The 14,305-nt window shown below is 72.9% G+C and carries 12 protein-coding genes; 6 read left to right on the top strand and 6 right to left on the bottom strand.

Going from position 1 to position 14,305, the window contains the following annotated elements:
- The first annotated feature begins 60 nt into the window (after positions 1-60).
- Positions 61-555, top strand: a complete 495-nt coding sequence (locus QTQ03_RS21830) for a sigma-70 family RNA polymerase sigma factor (RefSeq protein WP_502889882.1) — start codon at positions 61-63, stop codon at positions 553-555.
- Positions 552-1,241: an anti-sigma factor family protein gene (locus QTQ03_RS21835; protein WP_289279659.1), complete on the top strand. Its 690-nt coding sequence runs from the start codon at positions 552-554 to the stop codon at positions 1,239-1,241. The genes QTQ03_RS21830 and QTQ03_RS21835 overlap by 4 nt, the downstream gene beginning before the upstream one ends.
- Positions 1,242-1,274: 33 nt before the next feature.
- Here QTQ03_RS21835 and rarD read toward each other — a convergent pair whose 3' ends face one another.
- The 3 genes from rarD to eccE form a co-directional block, all read right to left on the bottom strand.
- Positions 1,275-2,246 (bottom strand): EamA family transporter RarD, encoded by a 972-nt coding sequence (rarD, locus tag QTQ03_RS21840; RefSeq protein ID WP_289279660.1) that lies wholly within the window; start codon positions 2,244-2,246, stop codon positions 1,275-1,277.
- A 151-nt stretch (positions 2,247-2,397) separates the two neighbouring features.
- A complete protein-coding gene (locus QTQ03_RS21845; RefSeq protein WP_289280936.1) occupies positions 2,398-2,784 on the bottom strand; it encodes a phage holin family protein in 387 nt (128 codons plus the stop codon).
- 172 nt (positions 2,785-2,956) lie between these two features.
- Positions 2,957-4,852, bottom strand: a complete 1,896-nt coding sequence (gene eccE, locus QTQ03_RS21850; RefSeq protein WP_502889805.1) for a type VII secretion protein EccE — start codon at positions 4,850-4,852, stop codon at positions 2,957-2,959.
- A gap of 258 nt (positions 4,853-5,110) precedes the next feature.
- On the opposite strand from eccE, the gene QTQ03_RS21855 reads away from it, so the two are divergent.
- Both QTQ03_RS21855 and QTQ03_RS21860 read left to right on the top strand, forming a co-directional pair.
- Positions 5,111-5,431: a WXG100 family type VII secretion target gene (locus tag QTQ03_RS21855; protein WP_289280938.1), complete on the top strand. Its 321-nt coding sequence runs from the start codon at positions 5,111-5,113 to the stop codon at positions 5,429-5,431.
- A gap of 27 nt (positions 5,432-5,458) precedes the next feature.
- Positions 5,459-5,752: a WXG100 family type VII secretion target gene (locus tag QTQ03_RS21860; protein WP_289279661.1), complete on the top strand. Its 294-nt coding sequence runs from the start codon at positions 5,459-5,461 to the stop codon at positions 5,750-5,752.
- Positions 5,753-5,930: 178 nt separating this feature from the next.
- On the opposite strand, the gene mycP is transcribed toward QTQ03_RS21860, so the two are convergent.
- The gene (gene mycP / locus QTQ03_RS21865) at positions 5,931-7,091 is read right to left on the bottom strand and encodes a type VII secretion-associated serine protease mycosin (protein ID WP_289280939.1); all 1,161 of its coding nucleotides are present in this window, start codon (positions 7,089-7,091) and stop codon (positions 5,931-5,933) included.
- 360 nt (positions 7,092-7,451) lie between these two features.
- On the opposite strand from mycP, the gene QTQ03_RS21870 reads away from it, so the two are divergent.
- Together QTQ03_RS21870 and QTQ03_RS21875 are read left to right on the top strand one after the other, a co-directional pair.
- Positions 7,452-10,088: an SseB family protein gene (locus QTQ03_RS21870; RefSeq protein ID WP_289279662.1), complete on the top strand. Its 2,637-nt coding sequence runs from the start codon at positions 7,452-7,454 to the stop codon at positions 10,086-10,088.
- Positions 10,085-10,450 (top strand): UCP033725 family protein, encoded by a 366-nt coding sequence (locus tag QTQ03_RS21875; RefSeq protein WP_289279663.1) that lies wholly within the window; start codon positions 10,085-10,087, stop codon positions 10,448-10,450. Before QTQ03_RS21870 ends, QTQ03_RS21875 begins: the two co-directional genes overlap by 4 nt.
- 3 nt (positions 10,451-10,453) lie before the next feature.
- Here the strand turns inward: QTQ03_RS21875 and QTQ03_RS21880 are convergent, their stop codons facing one another.
- Together QTQ03_RS21880 and QTQ03_RS21885 are read right to left on the bottom strand one after the other, a co-directional pair.
- Positions 10,454-11,386, bottom strand: a complete 933-nt coding sequence (locus tag QTQ03_RS21880; RefSeq protein ID WP_289279664.1) for an alpha/beta fold hydrolase — start codon at positions 11,384-11,386, stop codon at positions 10,454-10,456.
- Positions 11,387-11,566: 180 nt separating this feature from the next.
- Positions 11,567-13,990 carry an immune inhibitor A domain-containing protein gene (locus QTQ03_RS21885; RefSeq protein ID WP_289280940.1) on the bottom strand — a complete coding sequence of 808 codons (2,424 nt, stop codon included), beginning with the start codon at positions 13,988-13,990 and terminating at the stop codon, positions 11,567-11,569.
- Between the last annotated feature and the right edge of the window lie 315 nt (positions 13,991-14,305).

Below are 14,305 nucleotides of genomic sequence, written 5' to 3' on the forward strand. Positions count from 1 at the left end.
AAGGCCTGCCGGACTCGCGTCGGAAGCGAGGAGACCGCCATCAGCGACCACGACGCCCACCTGCTCCGCGCCCTGCACGACGAGCACGCGGAGGCGCTGTACGCGCACGCCCTGCGCCTGGTCAACGGGGATCGGCAGCGGGCCGAGGACCTGGTGCAGGAGACCCTGCTGCGCGCTTGGCGGCATCCGGAATCGCTCGACCCGCGTCGCGGCTCGGTCCGTGGCTGGCTGTTCACCACCGCCCGCAACCTGGCGATCGACGCCTGGCGTCGCCGGTCCACCCGGGTCGGTGAGGTCTACACCGACGAGCTGCCCGAGCCGCCGGAGACGGTGGACGAGGCGGAACGCGCGGTGGAGGCGTGGACCGTCGCCGAGGCGCTGAACCGGCTCAGCGCCACCCATCGTGAGGTCCTGGTGGAGTGCTTCTACCAGGGGCGGTCGGTGGCCGAGGCCGCCACGCGGCTCGGGGTGCCGCCGGGCACCGTCAAATCCCGGACGCACTACGCGCTGCGTTCACTACGGTTGGTCCTGGCCGAGATGGGAGTGACGGGATGACCCGGTGCGAGTTCGCGCACGACGACGGCGCGTACGTGCTGGGTGCGCTGGCGCCGGCCGAGCGGGCGGCGTACGAACGGCACCTCGCCGGTTGCGTCGAGTGCCGCCAGGCGGTGGCCGAGATCGCCGTCCTTCCCGGACTGCTCGGGCGGCTCGACCCGGCGGGCCTCGATCAGTTCCTGCCGCCCCGGGAGGAATCCCGGGTGTCCGACCTGCTCGCCGCGGCGCGGGAGCGCCGGCGCCGGGAGCGCTCGGCCACCCGGCACCGGTTCGCCCTCGTCACGCTGGCCGCCGCCGCGCTGGCGCTGGTGGTCGGAATCGGCGCCGCCGCCGTGCTGCCCGGTCGGGTGTCGGGCCCGGATGCGGGCGTGCGGATGGTCGCCATGCAACCGGTCGCCGGCACGGTGCCGGTGCACGCCGAGATCGGGCTGACCGGCACCGAATGGGGTACCGAGGTGAGCATGCGCTGCGGCTACGACGGGTCGGTCGGCTACCGCAAGGCTTCCGCCTTCCGGCTGGTCGCCCGCAGCGCCGACGGCAGCACCGAGCAGATCGGTTCCTGGCTCGCCGGACCGGGCGACGACCTGCGGATCACCGGCGCCACCCGGTTCACCGACGCGGAGCTGGTCCGCCTGGAACTGGTCCGCGCCGACGGCACCCCCGTCCTCGCCTACAACGTCCGCTGACCCCATCCCCAGGCGCCTCACCCACCCGGCCCCTCACCGTTCTTCGCGACCCTGCGCCCCGGGTAGCGGCCCCGATCCGGGCGAAGCGGCGACCAGGACTCCAGGATCGCGGCGGGGGATGGCGGAGGTGGGGCGGCGGGCGGCGTGGAGGGCGTCGGTGGTGAAGATGGCGAGAGCAAGCCAGACCAGTGCGAAGCCCGCCAAACGGGCGGGGGGCATGGGCTCGTGGAAGACGAGGACGCCGCAACCGAGCTGAAGGATCGGGGCGAGATACTGGAGCATCCCCAGACTGGTGAGCGGCAGCCGGTTGGCCGCACCGGCGAACATCAGCAGGGGGGTCGCGGTCGCCGCGCCCGCCGCGACCAACAGGGCGGCGTGCCCGGCCGACACCGCCCCGAAGGTGGCCTGGCCGGTGCCGCCGAGCCACGCCAGGTACGCCAGCGCGGGCAGGGCGAGTACCGCCGACTCGACAAGGAGACCCTCGGCGGGGGGTAGACCGAGTCGTTTCTTGACCAGCCCGTACCCCGCGAAGCTGAACGCCAGGGCCAGCGCGAGGTAGGGCAGGCGGCCGTAGTCGACGGTCAGCACCACGACGGCCGACCCGCCCACGCCGAGCGCCGCCCACTGCGCGGGGCGCAGCCGCTCACGCAGCACGAACACGCCGAGCAGCACGACGACGAGCGGGTTGATGAAATATCCGAGGGCGGTCTCCACCACCCGCTCGGAGTTGACCCCGTAGATGTAGGTGCCCCAGTTGAGGGCGATCAGCGCGGCGGCTGCGCCGACTCCGGCCAGAGCGCGCGGTCGGCGCAGCAGCGCCCGCAGGAAGCCGCTGTTGCGCAACGCTGCCAGCACCAGCGCGACGAAGACCACCGACCAGACGATCCGGTGGGCCAGGATCTCCAGTGGACGGGCCGGCTGAAGCAGCCTCAGGTAGAGCGGGAGGAAACCCCAGAGCAGGTACGCGCCGATGCCGTACAGGTAGCCGAGCTGACGAGGCGTCACGCCTCCACGGTAGGGGGCCGCATGGTGCCCGGCTCCTTGCTGGTGACCGGGCTCACCCGCTGATCGAGCTCCATCCACCCGTCCGGCTGCCGGAGCGGGGCAGACCGACCTTGGCGTAATTGCCGGCCTGCGCGCTCCACCGACGCGGCGGTCAGTCCCGATCCAGGATGGCGCCGAGGACCCAGGTGACGACGCCGACGAACAGTGCGCCGAGGACCGCCGCCGGCCAGAACTCGTCCACGTGGAACGGCAGCCCGGCCTGGCCGGCGATCCAACTGGTCAGCAGGAACAGCAACCCGTTGACGACCAGTGCGATCAGCCCGAGGGTCAACAGGTAGAAAGCGCAGCCCACGGTCTTGATGACCGGCTGAAGTACCGCGTTGACGACGCCGAAGATCGCGGCGACGAGGACGAGCGTGGTGACCGTCTCGGTGGCCGAGGTCGATTCGAGTTCGATACCGGGGATCAGTAGCGTGGCCAGCCAGAACGCCAACGCCGTGATGGCCAGGCGGATCAGGAGCCCTTTCAGGAAACCCATGGCGGAAGATGCTGCCACGAACCGATCTTCGGCGGAACCCTCCCCGACGCCCGATCCGGCGAACGCCGGCGGCCTGGTGGTGCTCGTCCCAGCCGGGCCGTCGGCTGCCGAGGAGCGTCGCGTTGTCGATGCGCACCGGTCGCCCGATTGGGCGGCCTGGGGTGGACCATCCTCACCGGCGGGCCGGCTGGCCCACCAGTTGTGCCTCGATCGGTGACGGAGCGAGCCGGGCCCACCGCAGGGCCCGCCGGTTGACCACCGCCACCATGTCCTGACGGATCCGGGTGAGCCATTCGGCGGAGGCGCCGAGTCCCAGCGCCCGGCCGGCGAGTGCCGCCTCTGCCGGGTCGAGTGGCTGAAGGACCGCCAGGTCGGCACGGCCGAGGGTGGCCACATCGGCTGCGGTCAGCTCGTCCCGGATGAGCAGCGTGGCCTGCCAGGGCGGTCCCGGCTCCGGGCCCGGCGGAAGTGGGCCGGTGTCGACCACCAGCAGTAGCGGGCGCAGGGGTGATCCAGGCTCACCGCCGGGCGGACGGCCCGGCGGCAACAGCGGGATCGTCGTGCCCGGCGTACCCACGCCCCGCCCGAACGGCTCCCACGCGCGGGGACGGGCGGTCTGCACCACGACCCGGGCGCCGAGCGCCAGCGCCCGTAGGGCGAACAGCTGGCCGGCGCGGAGCCCGCCGACGAGTACGACGCGGGTGCTCTCCGGACGGAACAGCCGGACCGTGAGGGCGCCTCCGTGTCGGTTGGCGCCGACCATCAGGCCGGCGTCGCCGACGGACAGTTCCGGGGCCGCACGCCCCGGCGGCCCGCACCCCGGCAGGGCCAGCGGCACGGTGGCGACCAGCCCGGCGAACTGCTCCCCGTCGAGCCGCCGTGCCCCGCCACCGAGAGCGGTCACCGTGCGGTGCAGCGCCCGTTCCGCCGCGGACAGTTCGGCCGGCGTGCCGGCGGCCACCCGCACGGTCAGTTCGGACGGTGCCGGCCCGGGGCCGGCGGTCCACGGCCCGGCGCTGAGCGAGACCGTGATCGCGGTGGCCGGAAGGGCACGCAGCCGGGACACCAGCCGCTGGTTACCGTCGGTGCGCGGGTCGGGCCACCGGTCGAGGTGAAAGGTAGCCTGCCAGCGGTCACCGAACCGGAGTGCGGGCCAGGTCTCCCGCACCGGCCCGCCGTCGTGGTGGGCCAGCTCCGCCAGTATCCGCAGCGCCGCGTGCTCGCCCATCGGACGGGCGGACACCGGACCGAGCTGACGGATGATCCGCCGCAGGGTGCTGTGCAACGCCCGGCGTAGCTCCTCCTGACCGACCCCGTCGACGCGGAGCACTCGGACGGCGAGCACAGCCCGCTCGCGGCCGGGTAGCCGTCCGTCGGTGAGCTGCCGATAGGACGTCGCCACCGTGCCCCCGCCGAGCGCGACGGCCGGTGCGGGCGCGCCCGTCAGCAGGAGCTGGATCCGCACCGGAGGACCGTCCGCCGGGGCGGCGGAGAGCAGCGCGGCCGGCGGTGGCACGGTGCGCGACCCGTCGCTGATCAGCTCAACCGGGTCGACGATCTCGAGCAGGGCGACCAGCCCGGTGGCGTCGTCCAGCACGGCGGCCGACGCGCCGACCAACTCGGCGGGCCGCACGACGGCTCCCGGGTCGGCCAGCTCCAGCAGGTCGGCCGGTGTGGCGTCCGCTGCCAGGGCACGTCGCCGGGAGGCGTAGGCCAGGGCCACCCCGAGCCATTCGAAGAGCCAGCGCTTGCGCCAGCGGGATCCGGCCAGGGCGAGCACCAGCACCGCGACCGTCGTCGTCGCCACCGTCGCGACCGCTCCCCGCCCCAGGGCCGCGACGACGACCGCCACCGCGACCTGGCCGGCGACCACCTGGCCGGCCAGCAAGCCGGGACCGAACCGTCGGTGGCTCGGGTTCCACTGTGGCGGCAGGACAGCGGGAACGCCGCGGGCCGGGGTGGGAGTGGGCCGGTCGGCGTGGCCGTCGGTGTCGGCCGGACCGAGGGGGGCGGTCGACGTCCGGGTCGGTGTGCCCGGAAAGAGGCCCGTCGGAGTGGTCGCCGACACCGCACCTCCTCCACCGGTCACGCCCCGCGATGTGGTTGGTGCCCATCGTAAGGGTCGGGGCGTCGTGGCGGGGAGTCGCGGTTGTCCACAGGGGAGCCGGAAGGGGTAGCAGAACCACGACCGTCCGGCTACCGTCAGCGACGAGTTTTGCTGACCCGCGCCCGCCACGGTCGACGTCCCAGGCGGCGCGAGCGGCGCGCTCCCCGAGCGAGCGCGCCGGCGGCCAGCCACGATCCAGGAGGCGAGGTGACGTCCGGAGTGTCCGAGACCCAGGCGGAAGCCGCGGTGATGCAGCAGACCGCCGCGAAGTTCGAGCAGGTGGACCAGTCGTTGCAGGCCATGCTCAGCAGCCTGATGGTCGAGCTGGAGGTGTTGCAGCAGGCCTGGCGGGGCGCCGGTGGGCGATCGTTCGAGCAGGTCAAGCAGCAGTGGGCGCAGGACCAGGCGGCGTTGCAGCGGGCACTGCGGGAGACCGCCACGGCCATCCGCACCGCCGGTCAGCAGTACGACGTGTCGGACACCGAGGCGGCCAGCCGGGTGTCCACGACCAACCGCGGCGGCATCCAGCTGCCGTTGTAGACCCGGGGACCGAGCAGGGAGACAAGAATGGAGCACGGTGTGCTGGTCGTCAACTTCGCCGCGTTGCAGCAGGCCAGCGCGGACATCCAGAAGGCGTTGAACACGCTCGTCGCGCAGCTCGGTCAGCTCGAGCGGGACGCCGCCCCGCTCGTCGCGAGCTGGTCCGGCGAGGCCCGCGCGGCGTACGAGCAGCGGCAGGCCCGCTGGCGGTCCGCCTCGCAGGACCTGCAGCTGATGCTGCGCGACATCAAGCTCGCGGTCGACGACTCCGCGGCCGACTATCTCGACACGGAAAAGCGCAACGCCAGCCTGTTCCAGTGACCCGCTGTCGCGCGGTGGCGCCGCCCCGCCGGGGCGGCGCCACCGCACGGATCGTCGCCGGTCGGCCGGTGACACCAGGGCGGCTTCACGTCGAGGGAGGCATCCAGGGCCTGGCCCGACGTGGCGGCGCCGTTGGCCGATGCGGCCGTCCCCGATTGGGGTTGCGATGCGGCGGTGGTCAGACCGGGCCGGGTGGCCGCCATCGGCGGCGAACGCCCCGGGGCAGGACGAGAGCCAGCAGCACGGCCACCATGACGACCGCGCCCCCGGTCCCGGCCACCAGCAGCGCCCGATCCCGGGCGTCCGCCCGCCGCGCCTGCTGCGCCAGCAGCGCCGGGTCTGCCCGGTCGCCGAGCAGCGCCGCGGCGGGCCGGGTGCCCGCCGGCCCGCCGTTGCTCTCGGTCAGCGCGCGGTACGGGTTGAGTACGCCGGCACCGTACCCGGTGCCGGGAGCGGGATCGGCGGTCGCCAGGATCCGCTCCGTCACCCCGGCCGCGTCCAACTCCGGCCGGTACTGCCGGAGCAGGGCTGCCGTGGCGGCCACGAAGGGCACCGCGTAGCTGGTGCCCTCGGCCCGGTGGTGCCCCTGCCGGGGCGCGGCGATCACCACGTCGCTTCCCGGCGCGACCAGGTCGACGTACGGGCCGATCTGCGAAAACGGGGAGCGTGTCCCGTCGGCGCCGATCGCACCCACTCCGAGCACCCCGTCGTACGCGGCTGGGTACGGCCGGGGATCGCCGCTCTCGTGCAGGTTGCCGGCGGCGGCCACCACGACCACGTCGCGGGCGAGCGCGTGGGTGACGGCGTCCCGGACGGCCGGCTCGTCCGCGTACAGCACCACGGAGAGGTTGAGCACGTCGGCGCCGTTGTCGACCGCCCAGCGGATCGCCCGAGCGAAGTCACGGGCAGTGACCGTACGCCCCGACTCCCGGCCGTCGATCACCTGCTGCTCGCTGACGCGGACCGGCAGGATCCGGGTGTCCTGGGCGAGGCCGGAAAAGGCGACGCCCTCGCGGCGGGCGGCGACGATGACACTCGCGACACCGGTGCCGTGGCCGGCGCAGTCCAGGGTGCCGTTCCCGCCCGGGTCGAGCAGGTCGGTGCCGGTGTCGACCCGACCGGCGAGTTGCGGGTGGGTGGGGTCCACGCCGGAGTCGACCACCGCCACCGTCACCCCCGCCCCGGTGGCGAACGGTGCCAGCCGTTCGGGGGCGTACCGCTGCTGCGGCCACGGGGTGGCGGTGATCGGGCGGGCCGGCGCGAGCGGGGTCGTGCACGTCGGTGCGACCTGGGCGGCCCGGCCGGCGAGACCGGGACCTGCCGTGCCGGCGGGGGGCATACCGGGACCGGCCGGCCGAAGCGTCTCCGGGCCGACGGGGGTTGGCCCGGCTGGTGGTCGCGGTGCTGCCGGACCGGCGCCGAGGAGATCGCGGGCATCGGCGGCCGACACCGGGTGCGGTGGGCCAGCCGACGGCGCGGGACCGGCCGTCAGCGTCGCCACCACCACCGCGAGAGCGACGAGCGGCGGCACGGGGCTCCAGGACATCGACCGCCTCCGTATCGTGTCGACTCCGGGACGCGATGTTATCGGCTGACACGACCACTGGTCGGCTCGGCGCGGCCAGCCATTGTGATCTTGCTGCGACCTTGTAGGTTGTAGGCGATACCTGTGGCTTGTTGCCGGGGAGGAGGGGTGGCCGTGACCGAATGGGAGCCGGCCACCGAGCCGGAGGCGGCGCTGCGCGAGGCGCTGCTCGCCAACGACCAGCAGCGCTACTTCCGCATCCTGGCCCGGACGGACCTGTTCCTGCCGGTCGCGGAGCCGGCGCTCACCGGCCAGGCCGCGACGGGTTGGGGCACGTGGACCACTGGTGGTCGTACCCACGTCCTGGCCTTCACCTCCGCCACCGCGATGAGGGCCTGCCTCGGCGAGCACGCGGGGGCGAGCCGGCGCACGGCCTACGGCGAACTGGCCGGCCAGTGGCCGAACCACGAGTGGTGGCTCGCGGTCAACCCGGGACTGCCCATCGAGGGATACCTGCCGGCCTGGTACGTCGCCCAGCTCGCCCGCGGCGACGTCAGGCTGCCTGGCCGCACCATGGGCGCCCGGGCGCGGCTGGAACGCCCCGAGACCCTCGCCCGTGTCCGCGGCCCGGGAGACGGGGACACCGAGCCGGCCGCCGGCCTCCAGGGACGCGTGCCGAGTGCTGGCGCGGCCCCTCAGGGCACGAGCCCGCCGCGACCGGTTTCCGAGCCCGCTCCACCGCCCGGGACACCGTTGCGGACCCCGGCCGAGGTCCGTGCCGCCGCGTTGCGGCGACCGCTGACCGAGCCCGGCCGGACGTCCGTGCCGGCGGCCGCTGGGGACACGGGAGGGCTGTGGCCGTCGCCGGCTCGGGGAGCGGACCGTCCCGGCCGGTTCCCCGCCGACGTGTCGGCGAACAGCCCCTCGGACGGGGAGGCGGACCGGCCGCCCCGCCGTTCCTTCTTCGAACCCGCGTCCGGTCGCGTCAACCGCGAGGATCGGGCCGTTCCGCCGCCCCGATTCGCCCGTGGCGGCCAGCCGTTCCCGCGCCGCCGGCCGCTCACCGCCCCGGTGCCCGACGCCCCGACGCGGGCGTTCCCCGCCGGGGAGGAGACGCCTACCGCCCCGGCCCACCAGGACACCCCGACCCGAGCCTTCGCGACTCCTGGCGACACGTCGCAGGCACCCCAGCGGCGGGCCCCGTTGCAGACCTCGCAGCGGCGGGCCGCCGGGGAGGAGGCCCGGACGATCCGCCTTCCGGTGCCCGACCCGGCGACCCTGGAGGCGTACGCGCGCCGGGCGCCGGACCAGGAGTCGAGGCAGACCCTGCCGCGCCGCCGCCCCACGCCGCCGCCTCCGGAACCGGAACCGGCCTCGATCGCCGAGCCGGTCTCCGGGTCGCCGGCACCTCGCCGAGGGTTCACTCCGATCGTCATCGAGGGCACGATCATCGAGACACGGGACCTGATCGCACCCCCGGGCGACCCGCACCGCGCCCGCGCCACCGGGCTGCGCGACGACCCGGGCGTAACGCAGCCACCGCAGGGTCCCGCCGTGGTGAAGGGGGAGCGGGCGGCGGATGCGTGGGCGCCGACCAGGCCGGATGCCGGGCGCCCGGGGCTCACCCGACACCCGGTGGACGCCCGGCTGGCCCTGGACCCGCAGCGTCCGGTGTCCGAGGTCACCGGCGGCACGCAGGATCGGACGATCCCTGTCGCCGAGGTGTCGGATCCCGCTCACGTGCCGGGCGCGGCAGCTGGTGCATCGGCTGCCGCGGGATCGGCACGTCCCGCGGCGGCACCGGCCGATGCCGATCCGGTGGGCGCCGCTCCCGATCCGGCCATTCCGGAGGGCTTCGAGCCGGCAAACGAGGTCGAGGAGGACCTGCTCGAAGCGACCGGATCCGGGAGCACAGACACGTTCCTGTCGACGCTCCTACTCGCCCGTGTGCTGCTGCCCGTGGCCCCTGACTCGACCGCCGACAGCCGCCCCGGCGAACCCGGGTTCGTCTGGCGTACGGACGAGCTGGACGGGGAGACGTTCGTCGTCGTGTACACCTCCCCGGAGCGGCTGGCCGAGCACACCGACGCCCCTGTCGACACGGTCCGGGTCCGGTTCCTACAGCTCATCCAGCGCTGGCCGGACGAGTCGTGGTCGTTCGCCGTCAACCCGGGCACCCCGGTCGGTGCGAAGCTGCCCGGTGAGCAGATCGTCGGGCTCGCCAACTGGGCGGCGGAGGTGGGCCTCGGCGCCGAACCGGAGGCACCGCCCGCCGAGGAGGCACCGGCCGAGCGGCCCGGCGACAAACCGCCCGCCCCGGACCCCAGCCGCCCCGTGGTGATGCAGAAGGCGGTCGCCCCGAGCCAGCTCGCGTACTACCTGGAGCGCGGCTACGACCGGGTCTCCGGCTTCGTGCACCGGGCGGGCGAGCTGGCCCACCTGACCACCCCGGAGCAGCTGTACGACGCGCTCGGCCTCGGCTACCCCGACTCGCCGTTCGACCGGGCCGCCGACGAGATCTACGTGCTGCGCTGGCCGGCGTACCGGCCGAGCCTCTACCGCATCCCGTACGGCGGCCAGAACGAGACCGCGATGCGGGCGATGGAGGGCTGGATCATCGAGCGGCCCCCGTTCCGCGGCAACGGCTTCGCGCCCGGCGACAGCAGCGACGTGGTGGCGGAGTTCAAGGTGGACAGCGCCCGGCTGCCACACGGTGCTCAGCTTTGGCGGCTCGGCGCGGACGGCACCGAGCGGGTGGTGGCCGCCCTGGACGCCGATGAGTTGCTGTGGCGGGAGGCGGGTGACGGATGATCCGGGACGGCTACGTGGCCCGCTGGCGGGGGCGTGAGTACCAGGCCAGCCCCGACGGTGACGACGTGCGGCTCTACCAGCCGGGCCCCGGCGAGGGCTTCACCGAGGCGCACCCCGGCCGGTACGTGTCCGTGGTGCCGACGGCCGACGTCGACGAGCTGGTGTACGTCCGGACCACCTGCACCTGGCAGGGGCAGCCGTTCATCGTGCTCGCCGAGCACGGCGGCTGGCTGCGTGTGGAGTACACCGGCGGGCGGTGGCCGGTCGCCCAGGCGATGGGCCTCGAGGCCTTCGACTTCGGTGTCTACCAGGGCTGGGCGCCTGCCGCCGAGGTCGGCGACCTGCGCGAGCAGCGCGTCTAGCGCCTACGACTTCGCCCAGCGCAGGATCTCGCCGAGCACCACGTCCCGGGCCTCGACGTGCGGGAAGTGCCCGACATGGTCGAGCAGCCGCCACTCGTACGGGGCCACCACGTACCGCCCGGAGCCTTGGGCGGTACGTGGCAGGGACGAGTGGTCGAGCGCGCCGTGCAGTTGGAGGGTCGGCGTGACCAGGGGCTTCTGCATGAGCCGCACGAACCGGTACCCGTGCAGCCGCAACACTGACCGGAACGCCCACCGGTAGCCCTCCAGGGCGCAGAACGCTGCCTGCGGAATCCGCATCGCTTCCCGGCAGCGGGCGGCGTACGCGGGAAAGGTCGGGCCGTTCACCCACCGCGGGCCGCCCCAGCGGCGCAGCGTTTCCTCCACCGCCGCCGCGTCGTCGCGGGTCAGTACGTGCTCGTAGCGGGGAAGCTGGAACCTCAACGCTGGCGTGGAGGCCGCGAACTGGCCGCGCGGATCGGCGAAGATGGCGGCCCGGAGTCGTAGCGGGTGCGGCGCCCCGAGCACCACCAGCCGTCGGGCCAGCGACGGATGAAACGACGCCACCGTCCAGGCGATCAGCCCGCCGGCGCCGGTACCCACCACGGTCGCCGACCGCTCACCCAGCGCCCGGATCAGCCCGGCGATGTCGGCGGCCAGCGTGTATCCGTCGTACCCGCGGGGCGGCTTGTCGCTCGCCCCATAGCCACGCAGGTCGACCGCGACGGCCCGGAAACCGGCGTCGGCGACCGCCGGCAGCATCTCGTGCCAGGCCCACCAGTGCTCCGGGAAACCGTGCAGGAACAGCACCATCGGGCCGGTTCCGGCCTCCACCACGTGGAACCGGCTGCCGTTGGCCCCGACGAACCGGTGCGTCCACGGCCCCTCGGTGAGGACGCAGGACTCGTCGACTGGCTCGCCGGGCTGCTCGGTCATGGGCACAGCCTAGGGCCCGGTCCGCCTTCGGCGGGCCGGCCGACCCGCCGGGGTGGCCAGGATCGCTCGCTCAGCCGACCGAGCTGATCTTCAAGAGGGTGGCGGGGGCGTCCGGACCTCCACCGAACGGGGCGATGCCCGGGCAGGTCACCTGCCCGGGCATCGTGTCGACGACTCAGCTCAGGAGAAGCGGACCTTGACCGAGGTGCCCTTCTGCTTGAGAACCTTGATCTTCGTGCCGGTCGCGGGGAGCTTGACGCCGTGGTTCGGCAGCTCCGCGTACCAGTACTTCTTGGTGTCGTCGAACAGCGGCTGCGCGGCCTGGCCACGGATGTACTGCGGCTGGCTGTTGATGTGCAGCGTGAACGAGTCGGCCTTGTGGAGACTGAACGGCGCGTCGTAGACCTGGACCCGGGCGCGCCAGGCCTGGCCAGTCAGGTTGTAGATCGGCTGGGGTCGCGAGTCGATGATCAGGTTGCGGCCCTCGCCGGGGTGGGCGAACGTGTCGTTGTCCGCCCAGCGGGTGTTCCAGTAGGAGATCAGCAGGCCCTCCTGGTACGCGTAGTGGTCCACGTAGTCCGGTCGGGTGTCGCTGTAGCCGAAGTAGTACGGGCCGGTCTTGAGGTACTTGTCGTACGAGACGTATGACCGGTGACCGGCGATGTAGTAGTTGTCGAAGAGCCTGGTGTAGGTCTCCTCGGCGAGAGTCCAGCCGCCCAGCGACCAGTCGCCGGCGCCGTTCTCGGCGCCGTCGCTGAGCACGGTCTGGCCGTCGGCGGTCACGGTGATCGCGTCACCGTAGAAGCCGCCGTCGGAGACACCGCCGTCCGTCTGGTAGCGCAGCCGGAACTGCACGAGCTTGCCCGCGGCGTGGTCCATGGGGATGGTGATGTCGACCCACTCGCCGTCGCTGCTGCCGTCCAGGGCGAAACGTCCGGGAGAGATCTCCTTGAGCGGCTTGCCGCCGGCGGTGCCGGGAAGCGGCGTCCAGGTCTGGCCGCCGTCCAGCGAGATCTCGAAGAACAGGTAGTCGTAGTCGGCCTCGATGTTGTAGCGGCCCTTCATCGACAGCGACGCCGACGACTTCCCGGTGAGGTCCAGGGTCCGGGTGAGCGCGTTGTTGAGGTCGTCCTCGTTGCCCGAGAAGAACTGCTTGGTGCCCTCGAACGGCTTGCCGTTGTCGAAGGTGTACTCCCGCTGCGGAAGCACCACCACGGCGGCCTGCGGCTTGTCGGAGTTGTACTCCTGTGGGCCGAGGGTCATGGTGCGCTTCTGTCCGGCGACGACCACCTCGTAGTCGAGCCAGCCGAGCTGGAGCTTGTTCCAGGCGCCGAGGTCGCCGCCGCGCTCGCCGATGCCGCCGTCGTTCTTGCCGCCGAGGCGGCTCTGCGCCATCAGGGTCCAGTGTTCGTTGTTGTTGTCCCCGCCGCTGAGGATGTTGTAGTCGTCCGGCAGGCCCAAGTCGTGGCCGTACTCGTGGTAGAAGACGCTGCGGCCGCCGTTCTCCGGCTGGATCGTGTAGTCGCCGATCCACACGCCGGTGTCGCCGATCTGGGTGCCGCCAGCCGGGAAGTTGGCCGGTCCGGTCCGACCCTGGTCGGAGGCGAACGCGTACCAGCGGTGGCTCCAGATGGCGTCCTCACCCTGATGCGGGTCACCATCGGCCATGTCGCCGCCGGAGTGGACGATCTGGAAGTGGTCGATGTAGCCGTCCGGCTCGTTGAAGTCGCCGTCGCTGTCGTGGTCGTACCGGTCCCACTGGTCCATCGCTTTGACGTCCGCGGCGATCTGGGCGTCGGTGCGGCCGGCGGCCCGCTGGTTGGTGACCCACTGGTTGGCGGCGTCGCGCACCAGGGCCCAGACGTTGGTGCAGACGTTGCTGCCGCACACCGCCGGGTCGTCGCCGTTGGCGTCGGTCGGGTCGTCCTGCGACCGGCCGTAGCGAGCCTCGTTGTACTTCACCTTCACCCAGTCGGTGACGGTGCCGTCGACGCTGTAGCGACCCGAGGACTGTGCTTCGTAGTACTGCCTCAGCGATTCGTCACCCGGCTCGGTGCCGAAGTACAGCGTCCGGTAGTAGTCGGAGCTGTAGTCCGGCTGCCACACGGTGGAGTTGTCCTCCGCACGGCGGGGCTCGGGGATTTCGTTGCGCAGCGGCCCGTCGAAGCGCGCCGGCCCCGGCCAGCCGGGGGCGGTGTCCTGGTCCGGGTAGGACGGGTGCCGCTCGTTGCCGAACTCGGCCAGGATCACGAAGATCCGGTCGGTCTTCTCCCGGGCGAGTTCGACGTACTGGTCCTTCTTGCCGTGACGGTCGCGAGCCGCGCGGTTCTTGGTGCCCGGTGCGCCGCCGGCCGTCTCGCCGACCTTGACGACGGTGCTGCCGTTGATCTGCTGCGCCTTCACCCGGCCCGAGAGTACGTCGCTCAGGCCCTCCTGGCGCAGGGCGCGGCGCTTCTCCTCGAGCGGATTGGGTAGGTCATGGTCGAGATGAGCAGGCTCGGCCACCGACGGTGCGGTCGTCGGCAACTTCGGCTGCGGCGCGGCAGTGGCGGACGAGGCGCCCGCCACTCCTGTCGCCGCCAGCGAGAGTCCGAGCAGACCCACTGCGACTTTGCGCACGTGGAACCTCCGGGTGTTGGGGAAATCAGCCCTACGGGGCAAGGGCCGGCGAAGATCGATTTCCGCGGATGGGACCACTGGTGAACTTAGACAGTCACGTGACAGGTGGGAAGACGCTCACATCGATTTGTCGCAAGAAGTTTGTTGGCGATGCTGGCCCTGTCACAACCCGGCCCATCTCCTTGACGGCGCTGACCTGCGCGGCGGCGAGTGGGTGACGACGTTCGCCCGCCGCCCACAAGCCCACCGTCACGATCTCGTCATCGGTCAGGGCCCCGTCGGCGGCGGCGTGGTCAGGTC

Origin of the sequence: Micromonospora sp. WMMA1363 (assembly GCF_030345795.1) — a bacterium.
Classification (GTDB): domain Bacteria; phylum Actinomycetota; class Actinomycetes; order Mycobacteriales; family Micromonosporaceae; genus Micromonospora.